General features: G+C 59.1%; 15 protein-coding genes and 3 tRNA genes. All 18 read left to right on the forward strand.

Features of this window, described 5'->3' with window-relative positions; genetic code table 11:
* The first annotated feature begins 6 nt into the window (after window positions 1–6).
* Complete coding sequence (gene leuD / locus ACJJU9_RS09665) at window positions 7–651, forward strand: 3-isopropylmalate dehydratase small subunit (protein ID WP_407730569.1); 645 nt, start codon at window positions 7–9, stop codon at window positions 649–651.
* Window positions 652–797: 146 nt separating this feature from the next.
* The gene (leuB, locus tag ACJJU9_RS09670; RefSeq protein ID WP_048369009.1) at window positions 798–1880 is read left to right on the forward strand and encodes a 3-isopropylmalate dehydrogenase; all 1083 of its coding nucleotides are present in this window, start codon (window positions 798–800) and stop codon (window positions 1878–1880) included.
* Window positions 1881–1948: 68 nt separating this feature from the next.
* Complete coding sequence (gene asd, locus ACJJU9_RS09675) at window positions 1949–3061, forward strand: aspartate-semialdehyde dehydrogenase (RefSeq protein WP_048369010.1); 1113 nt, start codon at window positions 1949–1951, stop codon at window positions 3059–3061.
* A 157-nt stretch (window positions 3062–3218) separates the two neighbouring features.
* Entirely contained in the window at window positions 3219–4229 is a 1011-nt protein-coding gene (locus ACJJU9_RS09680; RefSeq protein WP_407730570.1) for an aspartate-semialdehyde dehydrogenase, read from the forward strand.
* A gap of 176 nt (window positions 4230–4405) precedes the next feature.
* Window positions 4406–6841: a FimV/HubP family polar landmark protein gene (locus ACJJU9_RS09685; protein WP_407730571.1), complete on the forward strand. Its 2436-nt coding sequence runs from the start codon at window positions 4406–4408 to the stop codon at window positions 6839–6841.
* 734 nt (window positions 6842–7575) lie between these two features.
* Window positions 7576–8400 carry a tRNA pseudouridine(38-40) synthase TruA gene (truA, locus tag ACJJU9_RS09690; protein WP_153334809.1) on the forward strand — a complete coding sequence of 275 codons (825 nt, stop codon included), beginning with the start codon at window positions 7576–7578 and terminating at the stop codon, window positions 8398–8400.
* Window positions 8401–8463: 63 nt separating this feature from the next.
* Window positions 8464–9087, forward strand: coding sequence for a phosphoribosylanthranilate isomerase (locus tag ACJJU9_RS09695; protein WP_407730572.1), 624 nt, complete (start codon window positions 8464–8466; stop codon window positions 9085–9087).
* Between the two features lie 271 nt (window positions 9088–9358).
* Window positions 9359–10279, forward strand: a complete 921-nt coding sequence (gene accD / locus ACJJU9_RS09700) for an acetyl-CoA carboxylase, carboxyltransferase subunit beta (protein WP_048369015.1) — start codon at window positions 9359–9361, stop codon at window positions 10277–10279.
* Entirely contained in the window at window positions 10276–11583 is a 1308-nt protein-coding gene (folC, locus tag ACJJU9_RS09705) for a bifunctional tetrahydrofolate synthase/dihydrofolate synthase (protein ID WP_407730573.1), read from the forward strand. The genes accD and folC overlap by 4 nt, the downstream gene beginning before the upstream one ends.
* Window positions 11567–12211: an SPOR domain-containing protein gene (locus ACJJU9_RS09710; protein WP_048369017.1), complete on the forward strand. Its 645-nt coding sequence runs from the start codon at window positions 11567–11569 to the stop codon at window positions 12209–12211. Before folC ends, ACJJU9_RS09710 begins: the two co-directional genes overlap by 17 nt.
* A gap of 106 nt (window positions 12212–12317) precedes the next feature.
* A complete protein-coding gene (locus ACJJU9_RS09715; RefSeq protein ID WP_282364663.1) occupies window positions 12318–12875 on the forward strand; it encodes a CvpA family protein in 558 nt (185 codons plus the stop codon).
* A 41-nt stretch (window positions 12876–12916) separates the two neighbouring features.
* Window positions 12917–14422: an amidophosphoribosyltransferase gene (purF, locus tag ACJJU9_RS09720; RefSeq protein ID WP_048369019.1), complete on the forward strand. Its 1506-nt coding sequence runs from the start codon at window positions 12917–12919 to the stop codon at window positions 14420–14422.
* A gap of 82 nt (window positions 14423–14504) precedes the next feature.
* Entirely contained in the window at window positions 14505–15716 is a 1212-nt protein-coding gene (locus ACJJU9_RS09725) for an O-succinylhomoserine sulfhydrylase (protein ID WP_048369020.1), read from the forward strand.
* On the forward strand, window positions 15713–16492 hold the full coding sequence (locus ACJJU9_RS09730; protein ID WP_178110219.1) for an SDR family oxidoreductase: 780 nt from the start codon (window positions 15713–15715) through the stop codon (window positions 16490–16492). The genes ACJJU9_RS09725 and ACJJU9_RS09730 overlap by 4 nt, the downstream gene beginning before the upstream one ends.
* 92 nt (window positions 16493–16584) lie before the next feature.
* Window positions 16585–16660, forward strand: a tRNA-Val gene (locus ACJJU9_RS09735).
* Window positions 16661–16715: 55 nt separating this feature from the next.
* Window positions 16716–16792: transfer RNA gene (locus ACJJU9_RS09740), tRNA-Asp, on the forward strand.
* Window positions 16793–16894: 102 nt separating this feature from the next.
* Window positions 16895–16971, forward strand: a tRNA-Asp gene (locus tag ACJJU9_RS09745).
* A gap of 263 nt (window positions 16972–17234) precedes the next feature.
* Complete coding sequence (locus ACJJU9_RS09750) at window positions 17235–18209, forward strand: DUF2242 domain-containing protein (RefSeq protein ID WP_407730574.1); 975 nt, start codon at window positions 17235–17237, stop codon at window positions 18207–18209.
* Window positions 18210–18290: the final 81 nt, after the last annotated feature.

Genomic DNA, 18290 nt, shown 5'->3' on the forward strand with positions numbered 1-18290 from the left:
CGCAGCATGAAAGCTTTTACCCAGCACACCGGGCTTGTCGCACCTTTGGATCGCGCCAACGTCGACACCGACCAGATCATCCCCAAGCAGTTTTTGAAGTCGATCAAACGCACCGGCTTCGGCCCGAACCTGTTTGACGAGTGGCGCTACCTGGACGTTGGCCAGCCTTACCAGGACAACTCCAAGCGCCCCTTGAACAAGGACTTCGTGCTCAACGCCGAGCGCTATCAGGGCGCCAGCGTGTTGTTGGCCCGTGAAAACTTCGGCTGCGGCTCCAGCCGTGAACACGCCCCTTGGGCCCTGGAAGAGTACGGCTTTCGCAGCATCATCGCGCCGAGCTACGCCGACATCTTCTTCAACAACAGCTTCAAAAACGGCCTGTTGCCGATTATTTTGAGCGACGCTGAAGTGGACGATCTGTTCGCCCAGGTTGAAGCGACGCCGGGTTATCAGCTCAACATCGACCTGCAAGCCCAGACCGTGACCCGTCCTGACGGTAAAGTGTTGAACTTTGAGATCGATGCGTTCCGCAAGCATTGCCTGCTCAACGGCCTGGATGACATCGGCTTGACCTTGCAGGACAGCGATTCGATTGCAGCGTTTGAAAGCAAGCACCGCGCAAGCCAGCCGTGGTTGTTCCGTGACGCTTAAGCACTAAACCTTGTAGGAGCTGGCGCAGCCTGCGATCTTTTCTAAAGATCAAAAGATCGCAGGCTGCGCCAGCTCCTACGGGGCATTGATGGTTAAATTTTCAGGATGCGCCTGCGGGGGCATCAACCGACAAGACAGAGGAACACATGAGCAAGCAGATTCTGATTCTCCCAGGCGACGGTATTGGCCCAGAAATCATGGCTCAGGCAGTCAAAGTGCTTGAACTGGCCAATGACAAGTTTCAGCTCGGCTTTGAGCTGACTCACGACGTGATCGGCGGCGCAGCCATCGACAAGCACGGCGTGCCGCTGGCTGACGAGACCCTGGAACGTGCTCGTGCTGCTGACGCTGTATTGCTGGGCGCCGTGGGTGGCCCGAAGTGGGACACCATCGAGCGTGACATTCGCCCTGAGCGCGGCCTGTTGAAAATCCGTTCGCAACTGGGCCTGTTCGGTAACCTGCGCCCGGCTATTTTGTATCCGCAACTGGCGGATGCATCGAGCCTCAAGCCTGAAATCGTTGCAGGTCTGGACATCCTGATCGTTCGTGAGCTGACGGGCGGTATCTACTTCGGCGCGCCGCGCGGTACTCGCGAGCTGGAAAACGGCGAGCGTCAGTCGTATGACACGCTGCCGTACAGCGAAAGCGAAATCCGCCGCATTGCCCGCGTCGGTTTCGACATGGCCCGCGTGCGTGGTAAAAAACTGTGTTCGGTCGACAAAGCCAACGTATTGGCCTCAAGCCAACTGTGGCGAGAAGTGGTCGAGCAAGTGGCCAAGGACTACCCGGACGTAGAGCTGAGCCATATGTATGTCGACAACGCGGCGATGCAACTGGTGCGTGCACCCAAGCAGTTCGACGTGATCGTCACCGACAACATGTTCGGCGACATTCTGTCTGACGAAGCCTCGATGCTCACCGGCTCTATCGGCATGCTGCCGTCGGCCTCGCTGGATGCCAACAACAAAGGCATGTACGAGCCGTGCCACGGTTCGGCGCCGGACATCGCTGGCAAAGGCATTGCCAACCCGCTGGCGACCATTTTGTCGGTGTCGATGATGCTGCGTTACAGCTTCAATCAGCAGGCTGCCGCTGACGCCATCGAGCAGGCCGTGAGCCTGGTTTTGGACCAGGGACTGCGTACCGGTGACATCTGGTCGACCGGTTGCACCAAGGTCGGTACACAGGAAATGGGCGATGCAGTAGTCGCGGCGCTACAGAATCTGTAATCTCTCGGGCCCGTTACTTCCTGTTGGTGGAAGTAACGACCCCACTTTTTGTTAAAGGTGTAGTTGCGATGAAACGTGTAGGTCTTGTCGGTTGGCGCGGTATGGTTGGTTCCGTGCTCATGCAGCGGATGCTGGAAGAGCAGGATTTCGATCTTATTGAGCCGGTGTTTTTCACTACCTCCAATGTCGGTGGGCAGGGTCCTTCCGTGGGCAAGGACATTGCCCCGCTGAAGGATGCTTACAGCATTGAAGAGTTAAAAACCCTCGATGTGATTCTGACCTGCCAGGGCGGCGACTACACCAATGAGGTGTTCCCAAAGCTGCGTGAGGCGGGTTGGCAAGGTTACTGGATCGATGCGGCGTCGAGCCTGCGCATGCAGGATGACGCGGTCATTATTCTGGATCCGGTCAACCGCAAGGTCATCGACCAGCAACTGGATGCAGGCACCAAGAACTACATCGGTGGCAACTGCACCGTCAGCTTGATGCTGATGGGCCTGGGCGGTCTGTTCGAAGCCGGTCTGGTCGAGTGGATGAGCGCCATGACTTATCAGGCGGCTTCCGGTGCCGGTGCGCAGAACATGCGTGAGCTGATCAAGCAGATGGGCGCAACCCACGCTGCGGTCGCCGATCAACTGGCTGACCCGGCCAGCGCCATTCTCGATATCGACCGCCGTGTGGCTGAAGCCATGCGCAGCGATGCCTACCCGACCGAAAACTTCGGCGTGCCATTGGCTGGCAGCTTGATCCCTTGGATCGACAAAGAACTGCCAAACGGCCAGAGCCGCGAAGAGTGGAAAGCGCAAGCTGAAACCAACAAGATCCTGGGTCGCTTCAAAAACCCGGTTCCGGTTGACGGCATCTGCGTACGTATCGGTGCGATGCGTTGCCACAGCCAGGCCTTGACCATCAAGCTGAACAAAGATGTGCCGATTGCGGACATCGAAGGCTTGATCAGCCAGCACAACCCTTGGGTCAAACTGGTGCCGAACCAGCGTGAAATCAGCATGCAAGAGCTGAGCCCGACCAAGGTTACAGGCACCCTGAACGTGCCGGTTGGCCGTCTGCGCAAACTGAACATGGGTTCGCAGTTCCTCGGTGCATTCACCGTGGGCGACCAGTTGCTGTGGGGTGCGGCTGAGCCGTTGCGCCGCATGCTGCGGATTCTGCTGGAGCGTTAATCGCCCCGGTTGCAATCAAAACCCGCGTCTCGCAAGGGCCGCGGGTTTTTTTATCCATGCGCTATTGTCATCCATGGCGCTACAAAGCGCTGTCCGTTGCCTCCATCGGTGGCTCCCGGTACAGTGCCGCTCCCCACGTTTCGCCTGAGGTAGACACATGAACCAGTCCTTTGATATCGCCGTCGTCGGCGCCACCGGCACTGTCGGCGAAACACTTGTGCAAATCCTTGAAGAGCGAGACTTCCCGGTTGCCAACTTGCATCTGCTGGCCAGCAGCGAGTCGGCCGGCAGTTCGGTGCCTTTTCGGGGTAAAAACGTCAGAGTGCGTGAAGTCGACGAATTCGACTTCAGCAAAGCCAAGCTTGTATTTTTTGCCGCAGGCCCTGCCGTGACCTTGAGCTTTGCCGCCAAGGCCCGTGCGGCCGGTTGCAGCGTGATCGACTTGTCGGGCGCATTGCCAGCCGACCAGGCCCCGCAAATCGTGCCTGAGTCCAATGGGCATATCCTGGCCGGGCTTGTGCAACCGTTCCAGATCAGCAGCCCAAGCCCTTCGGCCACCGCGCTGGCGGTAGTGCTGGCGCCACTGCGTCAATTGCTGGATTTGCAGCGCGTCACGGTCACCGCCTGCCTGGCGGTGTCGGCCCAAGGTCGCGAAGCGGTATCTGAATTGGCCCGCCAAACCACGTCACTGCTGAATATGCACCCGCTGGAAACTCGTTTTTTCGACCGTCAGATGGCGTTTAACTTGCTGGCGCAGGTAGGCAAGCCGGATGAACAGGGGCATGTGCCGCTGGAAAAACGCCTGGTTACCGAGCTGCGTGAAGTGCTCGGCATGCCGGGCCTGAAAGTTTCCGTGACGTGCATTCAAGCTCCGGTATTTTTTGGCGATAGCTATAGTGTGTCGTTACAACTGGCTGCGCCGGTTGACCTGCAGGCCGTCAATGCTGCGCTTGAAGCCGGTGAGGGGATTGAGTGGGTAGAGGCTGATGACTACCCGACAGCCGTAGGTGATGCGGTGGGGCAAGACGTGGTGTATGTCGGCCGCGTTCGCCACGGTGTCGACGACAGCAGTGAACTAAATCTGTGGCTGGCGTCAGATAACGTACGCAAAGGCGCGGCATTGAACGCCGTACAACTGGCTGAGTTGTTGATAAAAGACCCACTGTAAAAGATACTTGGCGTCGCTATTTGGCAGGTTTGCCGAGGCGGCGTCGCAGTCAAGCTGCTGTCAGGGCTTACAGATTCAATGAGGCAATGCGCGGGTCGATGACAGCCCTCGCATGTCGTCAGGCAGCAGCTTTACAGGTCTCGTGGGACGAGGCCTGTACCAATAAGGAAGAGGCTATGGTTCAGGTTCGCAAATTAGTGTTAGCAATAGCCGCCGCTTCGGCGCTGTCATCCGGTATGGCGCAGGCGCTTGGGCTCGGCGAGCTGACCCTGAAGTCGACGCAGAACCAGCCACTGCTGGCAGAGATTGAGCTGCTGGACGTCAAGGACCTGAGCGCTGCCGAAGTAGTGCCCAGCCTGGCCCCGGCAGACGAATTTACCAAAGCCGGGGTGCCGCATCCGGCGTATCTGAACGACCTGCGTTTTACCCCGGTGATCAATCCCAACGGCAAGAGCGTGCTGCGGGTTACCTCCAGCCAGCCGTTGTCGGAACCTTTCGTAAAATTTCTGGTGCAAGTCATGTGGCCCAATGGCCGCTTGATGCGTGACTACAGCGTCCTGCTGGACCCCGCTAAATATTCGCCACAAACTGCAGCCGCTGCGGCGACAGCTTCGGCTACCGCAGCCAGTACGGCTGGCGGGGAAGCAGGGCAATACACCACGTCTGCCCGTGACACTCTGTGGGAAATTGCCGCCAAGGCGCGCAATGGGGGTTCAGTGCAGCAAACCATGCTGGCGATTCAGGCGCTCAACCCCGATGCCTTTATCGGCGGCAACATCAACCGTTTGAAAACCGGCCAGGTGCTGCGTTTGCCGACGGCGGCGCAAAGTGTCGAGCTGGCCCAGTCCAGGGCAATTGCTGAAGTCGCAACGCAGAACGCTGACTGGCGCAGTGGTCGGCGTACCGCGCCACGCGCTCAGCAACTGGATGCCACCGCGCGCAAACCGGCAGCCACGGCGCAGCCCAAAGCTGAAGTCAAAGATGGCTTGAGCCTGGTTGCAGGGCAGGCGGGCAAGGGCGCGGGCAGTGACGCCAAGAATGTCAGCGACAAACTGGCGATGACCCAGGAAAGCCTAGACAGCAGTCGTCGGCAAAGTGCCGAGTTGCAAAGCCGGGTACAAGACCTGCAAAGCCAGGTCGACAAGTTGCAACGCTTGATCGAATTGAAAAACAACCAGTTGGCCAAGTTGCAGGGTGAAGCTCCCGCGCCGCTCGACGCCAGCGCTGCGTTGCCAGCCAGCTTGGTGGGTGAGGCGGCAGACACACCTGAAGACGATATCGCTCCGGCCACTGAAGGGGCCCCGGCAACCGCTGTAGCACCGGCTCCGGGCGATACGCTCAGTGATGAACGCAAGATCCAGGACCTGCTCGCCAGCCCGATGCTGACGGCCGCCGTGGGTGGCGCAGCGGTCTTGTTGCTGTTGCTCTTGTTGCTGCTGCTGGTACGTCGGCGCAAGGCCCAGCAAGCGGCCGAGCGCCATGCGCGTATGGCGCGGGCGCTGGAAGAAGAGCCTGAGTTCGCGGCAGACTTCGACCTGCCAGAAAGCAGCTTTGAAGGCATTGAAGTGGCATCGCCGAGCGTTCATCTGGACGCCGCTCCAGCGCCTGCAGCTGCGCCGACCCCGACCCCGGCTCCGGCCGCAGTGGTCGCGCCTGTCGCGCCGGTGGCTGCACCCGCCAAGTCAGGCGCTGAAGTGCTGGTTGAAGCGGAGCAATTGATTCAGCAGCACCAGTTCCATGAAGCGGCCGGGTTGCTCGAAAGTGCCATCAGCCATGCACCGCAGCGCAGCGACCTGCGTTTGAAATTGATGCAGGTCTATGGCGAGTTGGGCGAGCGTGAGGCCTTTATCGCGCAAGAGCGCCAACTGGTTGCCAATGGCAAAAACTACGCCGAAGTGGCGCAGCTCAAGGTGCGTTACCCGGCCATGGCTGCGGTGGCGGCAGGGATTGTCGCGGCAGCGGTGGCTTCGCAGTTCCAGGCTGATTTCGTCAAAGAAATGATGCGCGACGACCGGGTTGTCGAGCCTGAGCCCGAACTCAAGCCGGCACCCGTGGTCACGCCCCCAGTTGAAGAGTTTGACCACGACTTCGACTTGAGTCTCGATGATCTGGAAGCGGTATCGCCGACCCAGGTCTCGCCTGAGCAGGGGCTTGATGACCTGGTTGATGCGAACGAGCAGAGCTTCGATGCGGTGCTTGAGCAGCAGGCTGAAACCCAAGCTGCGCTGGACAAGGCTGCGGATTTTGACCTCGACCTGCCGGATGACTTTGATTTGTCCCTGGCAGAAGAAGCGCCAGCGGTGCCTGAAGTGCCGGACAGCTTCTCGATGGAACTGGACAAGGTAAACGCTGAATTGCAGCGCTTGTCCCAGAGCCTGGAAGAGCCAGCGATGGCCGAGCCGTTTGCCGGAGCTGTAGCGGGCACTGACGAAGAGCCGGAGTTCGACTTCCTGTCGGGCGCCGATGAGGCCGCGACCAAGCTTGACCTGGCCCAGGCTTACATCGACATGGGCGACGACGAAGGCGCGCGTGACATCCTGACCGAAGTCATGGGTGAGGGCAGCCCGGAGCAACAGGCCGAGGCCATCGAACTGCTCTCCCGCCTGGCCTGACCCCACCCTGTAGGAGGGGCCGCCCCGTCTTCGACGCCGCGCTGTCGCGCAGCAAACAGGACAGCGAGTATCTTCAGCATCCCCCAATCGGTTCCCTCTCCTTCGGGAGAGGCGTGGTGAGGGGGCTCTTGACTTGAGTACATATCCGTTGCTGCGGCAACGGCCACTTAGGGTTCCGGCCTTACGCCGCGTCACTTTGCAAAAGCGGCAAAGTAACCAAAACGCTTTTGCCCCTACCCCTCGGTGCCTCGCTTTGGCTCGGCATGCCCTCACCACAGGCCTTGCTCCGTAGGCCCGCCGCGATCGGCCATCCATGGCCGTGTCGCGGCTAACCCGGCGTCCTGCCGGGTTACCCACTGCGCAAAACCTGCGTTCGGCCAGCGTGGTTTAATGGGGCCTTTTAGATCAAGATCAAAAGCAAGATCTAGATCAAAAGATCGCGAGCAAGCTCGCTCCGATAAAGACTTTAAAATCAATCACTTATTTTGTGTTTGATAGGAGCTGTCGAGGAACGAAGGCTGCGCTCTTTTGATTTTCAAAGCAGAAAGCTCGCCGTGTTTACCGGCGTCAACATCAAAAGATCGCAGCCTGCGGCAGCTCCTGCAGAGTAAGGAGTGCGCAGCGCATTTTGATTTGATTCATGGCGTCTTCGCGGGTGGGCCTTATAATGGCCGCCTTTGCGTTTATGAGCAGGCTGTAACTCCTTGGCAAATATAGATAACCCGGCAGCCGAAATGGCCGCCGAAGGCTTTTTCCGCATCGCCCTGGGCGTTGAATATAAAGGTTCGCGCTACAGCGGCTGGCAACGTCAGGCCAATGGCGTGCTGACGGTTCAAGAAACCCTTGAAAACGCGCTATCAAAAGTCGCCGACTCGCCGGTGTCGTTGATGTGTGCCGGGCGTACTGACGCCGGGGTACATGCCTGCGGGCAGGTGGTGCACTTTGATACCCAGGCCGAACGCTCATTGAAGGCGTGGGTCATGGGCGCCAATATCAATTTGCCCCACGACATCAGTGTCAGTTGGGCAAAGGTGATGCCGGCGAACTTCCATGCGCGTTTCAAGGCGATCGCCCGGCGTTATCGCTACGTGATCTACAACGATCCGATTCGCCCCGCGCACCTCAACCAGGAAATCACCTGGAACCACCGCCCGCTGGACGTCGAGCGCATGGCGCAAGCCGCGCAATACCTGCTCGGCGTACATGACTTCAGTGCCTTCCGTGCCGGCCAATGCCAGGCCAAATCGCCGATCAAGGAACTGCATCACCTGCGTGTGACGCGCCACGGGCAGATGATCGTGCTGGATATCCGCGCCAGCGCCTTTTTGCATCACATGGTGCGCAACATTGCCGGGGTGCTGATGACCATCGGTTCTGGCGAGCGTCCGGTGGAATGGATCAAAGAAGTGCTGGAGAGCCGTGAGCGTCGCTCAGGCGGCGTGACAGCGCATCCTTACGGGCTGTATCTGGTGCAGGTGGAATACCGCGACGAGTTCCCGTTGCCCGAGCGTTACATTGGCCCACATTTCTTGACCGGTTTTAGCGAACTCGACGGCTGACGCACGGGTAAGCATTTGTTAACATCCGGCACTTTCACGCTCGTGCTCAGGGGTATCGCTTACATGTCAGCCGTTCGCAGCAAGATCTGCGGGATTACCCGCATAGATGACGCACTGGCCGCCGTGGCCGCCGGGGCTGATGCGATTGGCTTTGTGTTTTACGCCAAAAGCCCGCGTGCGGTGACTGCCGCGCAGGCGCGGGCCATCATTGCCGCGCTGCCGCCGTTTGTGACCACCGTGGGCCTGTTTGTGAATGCCAGCGCCTGTGAACTGAACGAAACGCTGGATGCTGTGCCGCTGGACTTGCTGCAATTTCACGGCGATGAAACCCCGGAGCAGTGCGAGGGCTATCACCGGCCCTACATCAAGGCGCTGCGGGTCAAAGCCGGGGACGACATTGCTGCGGCGTGTGCAGCTTACGCCTCGGCCAGCGGGATTTTGCTCGACACCTACGTTGAGGGCGTGCCGGGTGGAACCGGGCAGGCCTTTGACTGGTCTCTGATACCTCAAGGGTTAAGCAAGCCGATTATTTTGGCTGGCGGCCTGTCCGTGCAGAACGTGGCGCAAGCCATTGCTCAGGTGCAGCCTTACGCTGTTGACGTCAGCGGTGGCGTAGAAAAGAGCAAAGGCATCAAGGATCACGATACGATTCGGGCCTTTATGCAGGCTGTACGCGCAACAAACTGATACTCGATGTGACGGTTGGCAGCCTGCCACCGTCCATCATTACCGCTCAGTGATACGGGTGGGCCCGGTGACATGACGGGCAGAAATTAAAGCGCCAACCGCTTCAGGGCGTGTTGTCGGGAAGGCTGAGGGTTGAAAGGGATGCGCTGGTTTGCCATGGCTGACCGCTGTTCCCGGACAATCATCGCCACACACTTATTGAATTAAGCTCAAGGGCATACACGGGGCCTGAACCGCAGTGTTCAGGTCGCCGGTACTGGAGAAAAAAAGCATGAGCAACTGGTTGGTAGACAAGCTGATTCCTTCGATCATGCGTTCCGAGGTCAAAAAGAGCTCGGTACCTGAAGGCCTGTGGCACAAATGCCCGTCTTGTGACGCTGTGCTTTACCGTCCAGAGCTGGAAAAGACCCTGGACGTTTGCCCCAAGTGCAATCACCACATGCGCATCGACGCACGTGCACGCATCAACATCTTCCTGGACGCTGACGGTCGCAACGAATTGGGCGCTGATCTGGAGCCTGTAGACCGCCTCAAGTTCCGCGACAGCAAAAAGTACAAGGACCGCATCGTCGGCGCGCAAAAGCAGACCGGCGAAAAAGACGCTCTGGTGTCCATGAGCGGTACCCTGCTGGGCATGCCGATTGTGGTATCGGCGTTTGAGTTCTCCTTCATGGGTGGCTCGATGGGTGCCATCGTCGGTGAGCGCTTCGTTCGCGCCGCCAACTATGCCCTCGAAAACCGCTGCCCGATGGTCTGCTTCTCCGCTTCCGGCGGTGCGCGCATGCAAGAAGCGCTGATCTCCCTGATGCAAATGGCCAAGACCTCTGCGGTACTGGCGCGTCTGCGTGAAGAAGGCATTCCGTTTATCTCGGTATTGACTGACCCGGTGTACGGCGGTGTTTCGGCCAGCCTGGCGATGTTGGGTGACGTGATCGTGGCTGAGCCAAAAGCGCTGATCGGTTTCGCCGGTCCGCGAGTGATTGAGCAAACCGTTCGCGAAAAACTGCCAGAAGGCTTCCAGCGCAGCGAATTCCTGCTGGAGCATGGCGCCATTGACCTGATTATTTCGCGTCAGGAACTGCGTCCGCGCCTGGGTAACCTGCTGGCACAAATGATGGGCCTGCCAACACCTGAGTTTGTGGCTGTGCCTGTTGAAACCGTCGTTGTCCCACCGGCACCTGCAAACCTATGACCCAGCGCACCCTTGGCGAGTGGCTCGCCTATCTTGAACAGTTGCATCCGGCTGCCATCGACATGGGGCTGGACCGCGCACGAGAGGTAACGAACCGCATGGGCTTGCAAAAGCCCGCGCCATGGGTGGTGACAGTCACTGGCACCAACGGTAAAGGTTCGACCTGTGCATTCGTTGCCTCGTTGCTGCGTGCGCAAGGGCTCAAGGTCGGGGTTTACAACTCGCCGCATCTGCTGCGCTATAACGAGCGTGTGCAGATCGAGGGGGTTGAAGTCTCGGACTCGCAGTTGTGCGAAGCCTTTGAGGCGTTGAACGCCGGTCGCGGGGAAACATCCCTGACCTACTTTGAGATGGGCACGCTGGCTGCGTTCTGGCTGTTCGAGCGCGCACAACTGGACGTTGTGGTGCTTGAAGTCGGGCTGGGCGGGCGACTGGATGCGGTCAACCTGGTTGACGCTGACATGGCGCTGGTCACCAGCATTGGCGTGGATCACGTGGAGTACCTCGGTAATACCCGTGAATCTGTTGCCTATGAAAAGGCCGGGATTTTCCGCCAGGGCAAGCCGGCCTTGTGCGGTGATCTTGACCCGCCTCAACCTCTGCTCGACAAAGCCAAAGAGCTGGATTGCCCGTTGTTGCTGCGCGGGCGTGATTTTAATCTGACCATTGCCGACACTGTCTGGCATTGGCAGGGGCGTGATGCACAAGGGCAAACGCTCGAGCTGCGCGATTTGCCGCTGCTGGATCTGCCCATGGAAAACGCAGCGCTGGCGCTTCAGGCCTATGCCCTGACGCAGTGGCCTTGGGATCCGCAGACGGTGACCAAGGCGCTGTTGGCGACCAAGGTCACCGGGCGTCTTGATCGTCGCCAGGTCAACTGGAATGGCAAGCCGCTGAGCCTGTTGCTGGATGTCGGCCATAACGGCCATGCTGCCGAGTATTTACGCAAGCGTTTGCAACAACGACCGTTGGCGGGCAAGCGTTTGGCGGTGTTTGGTCTGCTGGCAGGCAAGGATCTGGATGCCGTTGTGTCGCAACTCACTGATGTCGTCGAACATTGGGCAGTCGCGCCACTGAACACCGGGCGTTCGCGCCCTACGGCTGAGTTGCAGGCTGCGCTGCAAGTTTTGGGCGCATCGGTTACCCCGTACGACAGTGTTGATGCAGCACTTGAGGCACAGTGCGAACGGGCTGCGCCGCAAGACGAAATTTTGCTGTTCGGGTCATTTTATTGTGTCGCTCAGGCGCTTGAATGGCTGGAGCGGCGCGCCAAGGAGGAGGCTGCAAATGGCTTTGCTGGATAAGGTATTCAAGCAGCGGATGGTCGGCGCGCTGGTGCTGATCGCTCTGGCGGTGATTTTTCTGCCTATGCTGTTTTCGCGTCAGGATGAGCAGCGCCAGGTTCAGGTCGATGCACCGACGGCGCCACAAGCGCCCGTCATGCCGCAGGTTCAGGTAGAGCCTGTGCCGGTGCCAGAGCCGCAAGTTATTGAGCAAGAGCCGGAACTGCCGGTCGAGCAAGCCGTGGTTGCAGCGCCAAAACCTGCGCCTGCACCTGCTCCGGCGCCGGTTGCACCAGTGGTCAGCAAACCGGTAGCGCCCGCCAAGCCGCCTGCAGTCACGCCAGCGCAAACGGTGGCGCAGCCGCCAGCCAAGCTCGACACCACGCAAAAGCGTGTAGACCCTAACGGTTTGCCCATCAGTTGGTCGATCCAGTTGGTGAGTCTGTCCAATCGTGCCAGCGCCGATAACTTGCAAAAAACCCTTCGTAATCAAGGTTATAACGCTTACGTTCGATCGTCTGGCGGGATGAACCGGGTTTTTGTAGGGCCGTTGCTGGAACGTGCAGAGGCCGATCGGATGCGTGACATTCTCGACAAGCAGCAAAATCTCAAGGGTTTTGTGGTGCGCTTCCAGCCTGAGCGTGGCTAAGCGCATAAAAAGGTTGGGTCTGATAGCCAATGCACTGATAAATCGCCTGACTTGAGAGGCGGCGCTCTGCTAAAATGCGCCGCCTTATCTGTCTGTAGACTGAACTGTGCCATTTACCTGGGTTGACTGGGCGATCGTTGCAATCATCGCCATTTCTGCATTGATCAGCTTGAAGCGCGGCTTCGTAAAAGAAGCGCTGTCGCTGTGCACCTGGATCATTGCCGGGGTTGTCGCCTGGATGTTCGGCGGTTCGTTGTCACAGTACCTCGCCGGGTACATCGAAACACCTTCCGCCCGCATCATCGCCGGGTGCACCATCATGTTTGTCGCCACCTTGCTGGTAGGCGCAATGATCAACTTTCTTATCGGCGAACTGATTCGCGTCACCGGGTTGTCCGGGACCGATCGTTTTCTCGGCATGGCCTTTGGCGCTGCGCGTGGCGCGTTGCTGGTGGTCGTGGGGGTCGGGCTCTTGAGCCTGGGGCCGGTGCAGCAAGACTCGTGGTGGCAGGAGTCCAGGCTCATGCCACAATTTCTATTGGTTGCCGATTGGTCGAAAAACCTCATTTTGGGGTGGAGTAGCCAATGGTTGGCCAGCGGTATCAGCGCACCTGCTGATCTACCGTTCAAGGAGCACCTCTTGCCGGCTATCCAGCCCAAGTGAGCGGTGTTCAGTTCAGATCCATTAAGTAGGGGTTGCGTCGCATGTGTGGCATCGTCGGTATCGTCGGTAAGTCGAACGTCAATCAGGCGCTGTATGACGCGCTAACCGTCCTCCAGCACCGCGGCCAGGATGCTGCCGGTATTGTAACCAGCCATAACGGCCGGTTATTCCTGCGCAAGGACAACGGGTTGGTGCGGGATGTGTTTCATCAGCGCCACATGCAGCGCCTGGTTGGTAACGTGGGCATCGGCCATGTGCGTTATCCAACAGCAGGTAGCTCGACTTCAGCAGAGGCACAGCCGTTTTACGTCAACTCGCCGTATGGCATCACCTTGGCGCACAACGGCAACCTGACCAACGTTGAACAGCTGGCCAAGGAGATTTACGAATCTGACTTGCGTCACGTCAACACCAACTCGGACTCGGAAGTACTGCTCAACGTTTTCGCCCATGAATTGGCGCAGCGTGGCAAGTTGCAGCCGACCGAAGAAGACGTATTCGCCGCTGTGACTGACGTGCACAACCGTTGCCGCGGTGGTTATGCCGTGGTGGCGATGATCACCGGTTACGGTATCGTCGGTTTCCGCGATCCTAACGGCATCCGCCCGATCGTGTTCGGCCAGCGTCACACCGACGAAGGCGTCGAGTACATGATCGCTTCCGAAAGCGTGTCGCTCGACGTGCTGGGCTTTACCCTGATTCGCGACCTGGCGCCGGGCGAAGCGGTTTACATCACTGAAGACGGCAAGCTGCACACCCGTCAGTGCGCAGTAAATCCGCAACTGACCCCGTGCATCTTCGAACACGTGTACCTGGCGCGTCCGGACTCGATCATCGACGGCGTTTCGGTGTACAAGGCGCGTCTGCGCATGGGCGAAAAGCTGGCCGAGAAGATCCTGCGCGAGCGTCCAGACCACGACATCGACGTGGTCATCCCGATCCCGGACACCAGCCGTACTGCTGCGCTGGAGCTGGCGAACCACCTGGGCGTCAAGTTCCGCGAAGGCTTCGTTAAAAACCGTTACATCGGCCGTACCTTCATCATGCCGGGCCAGGCTGCACGTAAAAAATCCGTGCGCCAGAAGCTCAACGCCATCGAACTGGAGTTCCGTGGCAAGAACGTGATGCTGGTCGATGACTCGATCGTACGTGGCACCACCTGCAAGCAGATCATTCAGATGGCCCGTGAAGCGGGTGCGAAGAATGTTTACTTCTGCTCGGCAGCCCCGGCTGTTCGCTACCCGAACGTGTACGGCATCGACATGCCAAGCGCCCACGAACTGATCGCTCACAACCGTACCACCCAGGACGTGGCTGACCTGATCGGCGCTGACTGGCTGATCTATCAAGACCTGCCAGACCTGATCGAAGCGGTCGGTGGCGGCAAGATCAAGATCGAGAAATTTGACTGCGCGGTGTTTGACGGCAAGTACGTGACCGGCGACATTGACGAGAACTACCTGGATCGCATCGAGCGTGCGCGCAATGATGCCTCCAAGGTGATTGCTCAAGGCGTCGGTGCAACGATAGGCTTGTACAACAACTAAGCTTCAACACACCGGCCCTGATGGGCCGGTTTGCATTGTTCTTACTTAAAAGCATTTATATACAAGGCAAGGAGTGGGCAGCATGAGTCAGGATTGGGATGCCGGTCGGCTGGACAGCGACCTCGAGGGCGTAGCGTTCGACACCTTGGCTGTGCGTGCTGGCCAGCACCGTTCGCCAGAAGGCGAGCACGGTGATGCAATGTACCTGACCTCCAGCTACGTGTTCCGCACGGCTGCCGATGCGGCGGCGCGGTTTTCGGGTGAGGTCCCGGGCAATGTTTATTCGCGTTACACCAACCCTACGGTGCGTGCGTTCGAAGAGCGTATCGCGGCACTGGAAGGGGCGGAGCAGGCCGTTGCCACGGCAACCGGCATGGCCGCCATTTTGTCGGTGGTGATGAGCTTGTGCAGCGCTGGAGACCACGTGCTGGTTTCGCGCAGCGTCTTTGGTTCGACCATTAGCCTGTTCGAAAAATACTTCAAGCGCTTTGGCATTGAGGTGGACTACGTGCCGCTGGCCGAACTGCAAGGATGGGATGCGGCGATCAAGCCGAACACCAAATTGCTGTTTGTGGAGTCGCCGTCCAACCCCTTGGCGGAACTGGTAGACATCACTGCGCTGGCAGAAATTGCCCATGCCAAGGGTGCGCTGCTGGTGGTCGACAACTGCTTCTGCACGCCAGCCTTGCAGCAGCCGGTCAAGCTGGGCGCTGACATCGTTGTGCATTCGGCAACCAAGTTCATCGACGGCCAGGGCCGTTGCATGGGCGGTGTTGTGGCGGGGCGCAGCGAACTGATGAAAGAAGTCGTCGGCTTTTTGCGCACTGCCGGGCCGACCCTGAGCCCGTTCAACGCCTGGATCTTCCTCAAAGGTCTGGAAACCCTCAACCTGCGTATGCGCGCGCACTGCGCCAGCGCCCTGGCCCTGGCCGAGTGGCTGGAGCAGCAGGACGGCGTCGAGAAAGTTCACTACGCGGGCCTCAAGAGCCACCCGCAGCATGCATTGGCCCAGCGCCAGCAGCGCGGCTTCGGTGCAGTGGTCAGCTTTGAAGTCAAAGGCGGCAAAGAGGGCGCCTGGCGCTTTATCGACGCCACCCGCCTGATTTCCATCACCGCCAACCTGGGTGATAGCAAAACCACCATCACCCACCCGGCGACCACCTCCCACGGTCGTCTGGCGCCACAAGAGCGCGAAGCGGCCGGCATCCGTGACAGCCTGATCCGCATTGCGGTCGGCCTGGAAGACGTAGCTGACCTGCAAGCTGACCTGTCGCGAGGCTTGGCCGTACTGTGACCGAATGGGCGCTTGAATCAGCGATTGAGGGCAATGGCCGTGTAGCACTGGTGACCGGTGCTGCACGCGGCATTGGCCTGGGGATTGCGGCGTGGTTGATCAGTGAAGGCTGGCAAGTGGTGCTGACCGACATTGATCGTGCGCGTGGCTCAAAAGTGGTCAAGGCGCTGGGTGACAGCGCCTGGTTCGTGGCCATGGATGTGTCGGTCGAGGCCGACGTGATTCAGTGTGTGGCCCAAGTGTTGGGGCAGTTTGGGCGTCTGGATGCGTTGGTTTCCAACGCCGCCATTGCCGATCCGCACAACATGACCCTTGAAAGCCTCGATCTGGATCACTGGAACCGCGTACTGGCCGTCAACCTGACCGGGCCGATGCTGTTGGCCAAGCACTGTGCGCCTTATTTGCGCGCGCATTGCGGTTCGATCGTCAACCTGGCGTCCACCCGCGCCCGCCAGTCAGAGCCAGACACCGAGGCTTACGTGGCGAGCAAGGGCGGGTTGCTGGCGTTGACCCATGCGCTGGCCATCAGCCTTGGGCCGGAGATCCGCGTCAATGCTGTCAGCCCTGGCTGGATCGACGCACGCGACCCTTCTGTGCGCCGCGCAGAGCCGTTAACCGACGCCGATCACGCGCAGCACCCGACTGGCCGGGTAGGGACCGTTGAAGACGTGGCGGCGATGGTCGCCTGGTTGCTGTCGCGCAATGCCGGTTTTGTCACCGGGCAGGAGTTTGTCGTGGACGGTGGCATGAGCAAGAAAATGGTTTATGACGAGTAACTGAGTTTTTTTGCTTTTTTTGAAAAAAACTCAACCTTGTCCTTGACTTAGCTTCAATACCTGCGTAAATTTCGCGGCCTCAACGAAGCAAAGGGTGATTAGCTCAGCTGGGAGAGCATCTGCCTTACAAGCAGAGGGTCGGCGGTTCGATCCCGTCATCACCCACCACTTCTTGAGTTTCTCGAAAGAGAAGGTCGCTTTTAACGAAGCAACCAACCGACGCGCAGCGGTAGTTCAGTCGGTTAGAATACCGGCCTGTCACGCCGGGGGTCGCGGGTTCGAGTCCCGTCCGCTGCGCCATATTTGTACAAGTCAGGTTAGCCTGGCTTGCGATTGAAAAGCACCGAAGCTTCTCGATCAAAGGTTTTAAAAGATTCAAACGGACGCAAGTCCGAGCGATACGCAGCGGTAGTTCAGTCGGTTAGAATACCGGCCTGTCACGCCGGGGGTCGCGGGTTCGAGTCCCGTCCGCTGCGCCATATTTGCTTCAGAGCCCTTGAACTCTCTGAAGCTACAAAGAAAGCGACCTTAGGGTCGCTTTTTTTGTGCCCGCGATTCCTTGGCCTCTGTGGTCGCTGACGAAGCATGAGGCTGCGATGGATTGCGAAGCGATCCTCAAGGGCTGCCCTGCGGTTCTCATCGCAGCCTCGTACCTCGTCAGCGACTACATACAATCAAACCGCGCGCGAAAAACGCGATCTGATGCACAATACGCCCCGTACCGTTTTCTTCAGGATCGTTAATGCCCATGTCCTTCTCCTTGCGTACCGCGGTAGTTGCCTTGTGTCTGGCCGGCCTCGCAGGTTGTTCATCGAATAAGCCGACGATTTACGATCACGAAAGCTTCGATGATTCAGGCACGTTCTCGCGCAATTACCCGGTGAGTGACAAGGTCTCTTGCGAGGCCGCGCGCCGGGCATTGCTGAGCCAGGGCTACATCATCACCAGCAACGATCCGAAAATGATCAGCGGCCACAAGAGCTTCCAGCAAAGTGGCGAAAGCCATCTGGAAATCAGCTTTAACGTGGTGTGTGCCGACGATGGTGGCTCGGCGCACCACGCGACCATGTTCGCCAACGCCTTGCTCGACCGCTATGCCCTGAAAAAGGTGAATAACTCGGCCAGCCTAGGGGTGGGTGTGCTGGGGTCTGTGTCGATGCCGATCGGTTCGTCCGACGACTCAATGGTCAAGGTGGCCAGTGAAACCGTGTCGTCCCCGGACTTCTATGACCGCTATTTCTCGTTGGTTGAAGCGTTCTTGCCCAAGGATGCGAAAAAAGTGACGCCAACCGATGACAAACCCAAGGCTGAGCTGGGTGTGCCTGAAGCCGCTGTAAAGCCGCAGGCCGTGCCAGTGGCACCTGTGGCGCCGGTAGTGGCTCCGACAGCTCCTGCCACGCCTGCGGCCCCTGAGCTTGCGCCAACGCCCGTTGCCGAGCCTGCGGTAGAAGCCACAAGCTCCAAGCCCGTGGCGCCGCCAGCAGACTTGCAGCCGATCGTGCCGATTGAAACGCCAGTCACTCCGGCGCCTGTGGCTCCAATAACGCCTGCGGCCCCGGCAGCGGTAACTCCGCCAGCCGCTGAGAAATCTGTTGAAACACCTTCAGAGAAAACCACAGAACCGGCTGCCCCGGCGCCAACGTCCCCCGTCACGCCGCCAGCCGAGTCGCCAAAGCCTGCTGTACCCGCCGTGCTAGAGCCTGCGTCGGCACAATAAAGGCTTGTGCTAAATTTCAGAGGTCTGCTACGTTTAAAGTCAGTGCTGGACAGGGCCGCGAAGGTGTCATTTAACCTTCAT

Source organism: Pseudomonas helleri (assembly GCF_045830615.1).
Taxonomy (GTDB): Bacteria; Pseudomonadota; Gammaproteobacteria; order Pseudomonadales; family Pseudomonadaceae; genus Aquipseudomonas; species Aquipseudomonas helleri.

What these genes read in the sequence shown, in the direction of transcription:
- leuD (WP_407730569.1), top strand. Translation starts at nt 7, where the DNA reads ATGAAAGCTTTTACCCAGCACACCGGGCTTGTCGCACCTTTGGATCGC.
- leuB (WP_048369009.1), top strand. Translation starts at nt 798, where the DNA reads ATGAGCAAGCAGATTCTGATTCTCCCAGGCGACGGTATTGGCCCAGAA.
- asd (WP_048369010.1), top strand. Translation starts at nt 1,949, where the DNA reads ATGAAACGTGTAGGTCTTGTCGGTTGGCGCGGTATGGTTGGTTCCGTG.
- ACJJU9_RS09680 (WP_407730570.1), top strand. Translation starts at nt 3,219, where the DNA reads ATGAACCAGTCCTTTGATATCGCCGTCGTCGGCGCCACCGGCACTGTC.
- ACJJU9_RS09685 (WP_407730571.1), top strand. Translation starts at nt 4,406, where the DNA reads ATGGTTCAGGTTCGCAAATTAGTGTTAGCAATAGCCGCCGCTTCGGCG.
- truA (WP_153334809.1), top strand. Translation starts at nt 7,576, where the DNA reads ATGGCCGCCGAAGGCTTTTTCCGCATCGCCCTGGGCGTTGAATATAAA.
- ACJJU9_RS09695 (WP_407730572.1), top strand. Translation starts at nt 8,464, where the DNA reads ATGTCAGCCGTTCGCAGCAAGATCTGCGGGATTACCCGCATAGATGAC.
- accD (WP_048369015.1), top strand. Translation starts at nt 9,359, where the DNA reads ATGAGCAACTGGTTGGTAGACAAGCTGATTCCTTCGATCATGCGTTCC.
- folC (WP_407730573.1), top strand. Translation starts at nt 10,276, where the DNA reads ATGACCCAGCGCACCCTTGGCGAGTGGCTCGCCTATCTTGAACAGTTG.
- ACJJU9_RS09710 (WP_048369017.1), top strand. Translation starts at nt 11,567, where the DNA reads ATGGCTTTGCTGGATAAGGTATTCAAGCAGCGGATGGTCGGCGCGCTG.
- purF (WP_048369019.1), top strand. Translation starts at nt 12,917, where the DNA reads ATGTGTGGCATCGTCGGTATCGTCGGTAAGTCGAACGTCAATCAGGCG.
- ACJJU9_RS09725 (WP_048369020.1), top strand. Translation starts at nt 14,505, where the DNA reads ATGAGTCAGGATTGGGATGCCGGTCGGCTGGACAGCGACCTCGAGGGC.
- ACJJU9_RS09750 (WP_407730574.1), top strand. Translation starts at nt 17,235, where the DNA reads ATGCCCATGTCCTTCTCCTTGCGTACCGCGGTAGTTGCCTTGTGTCTG.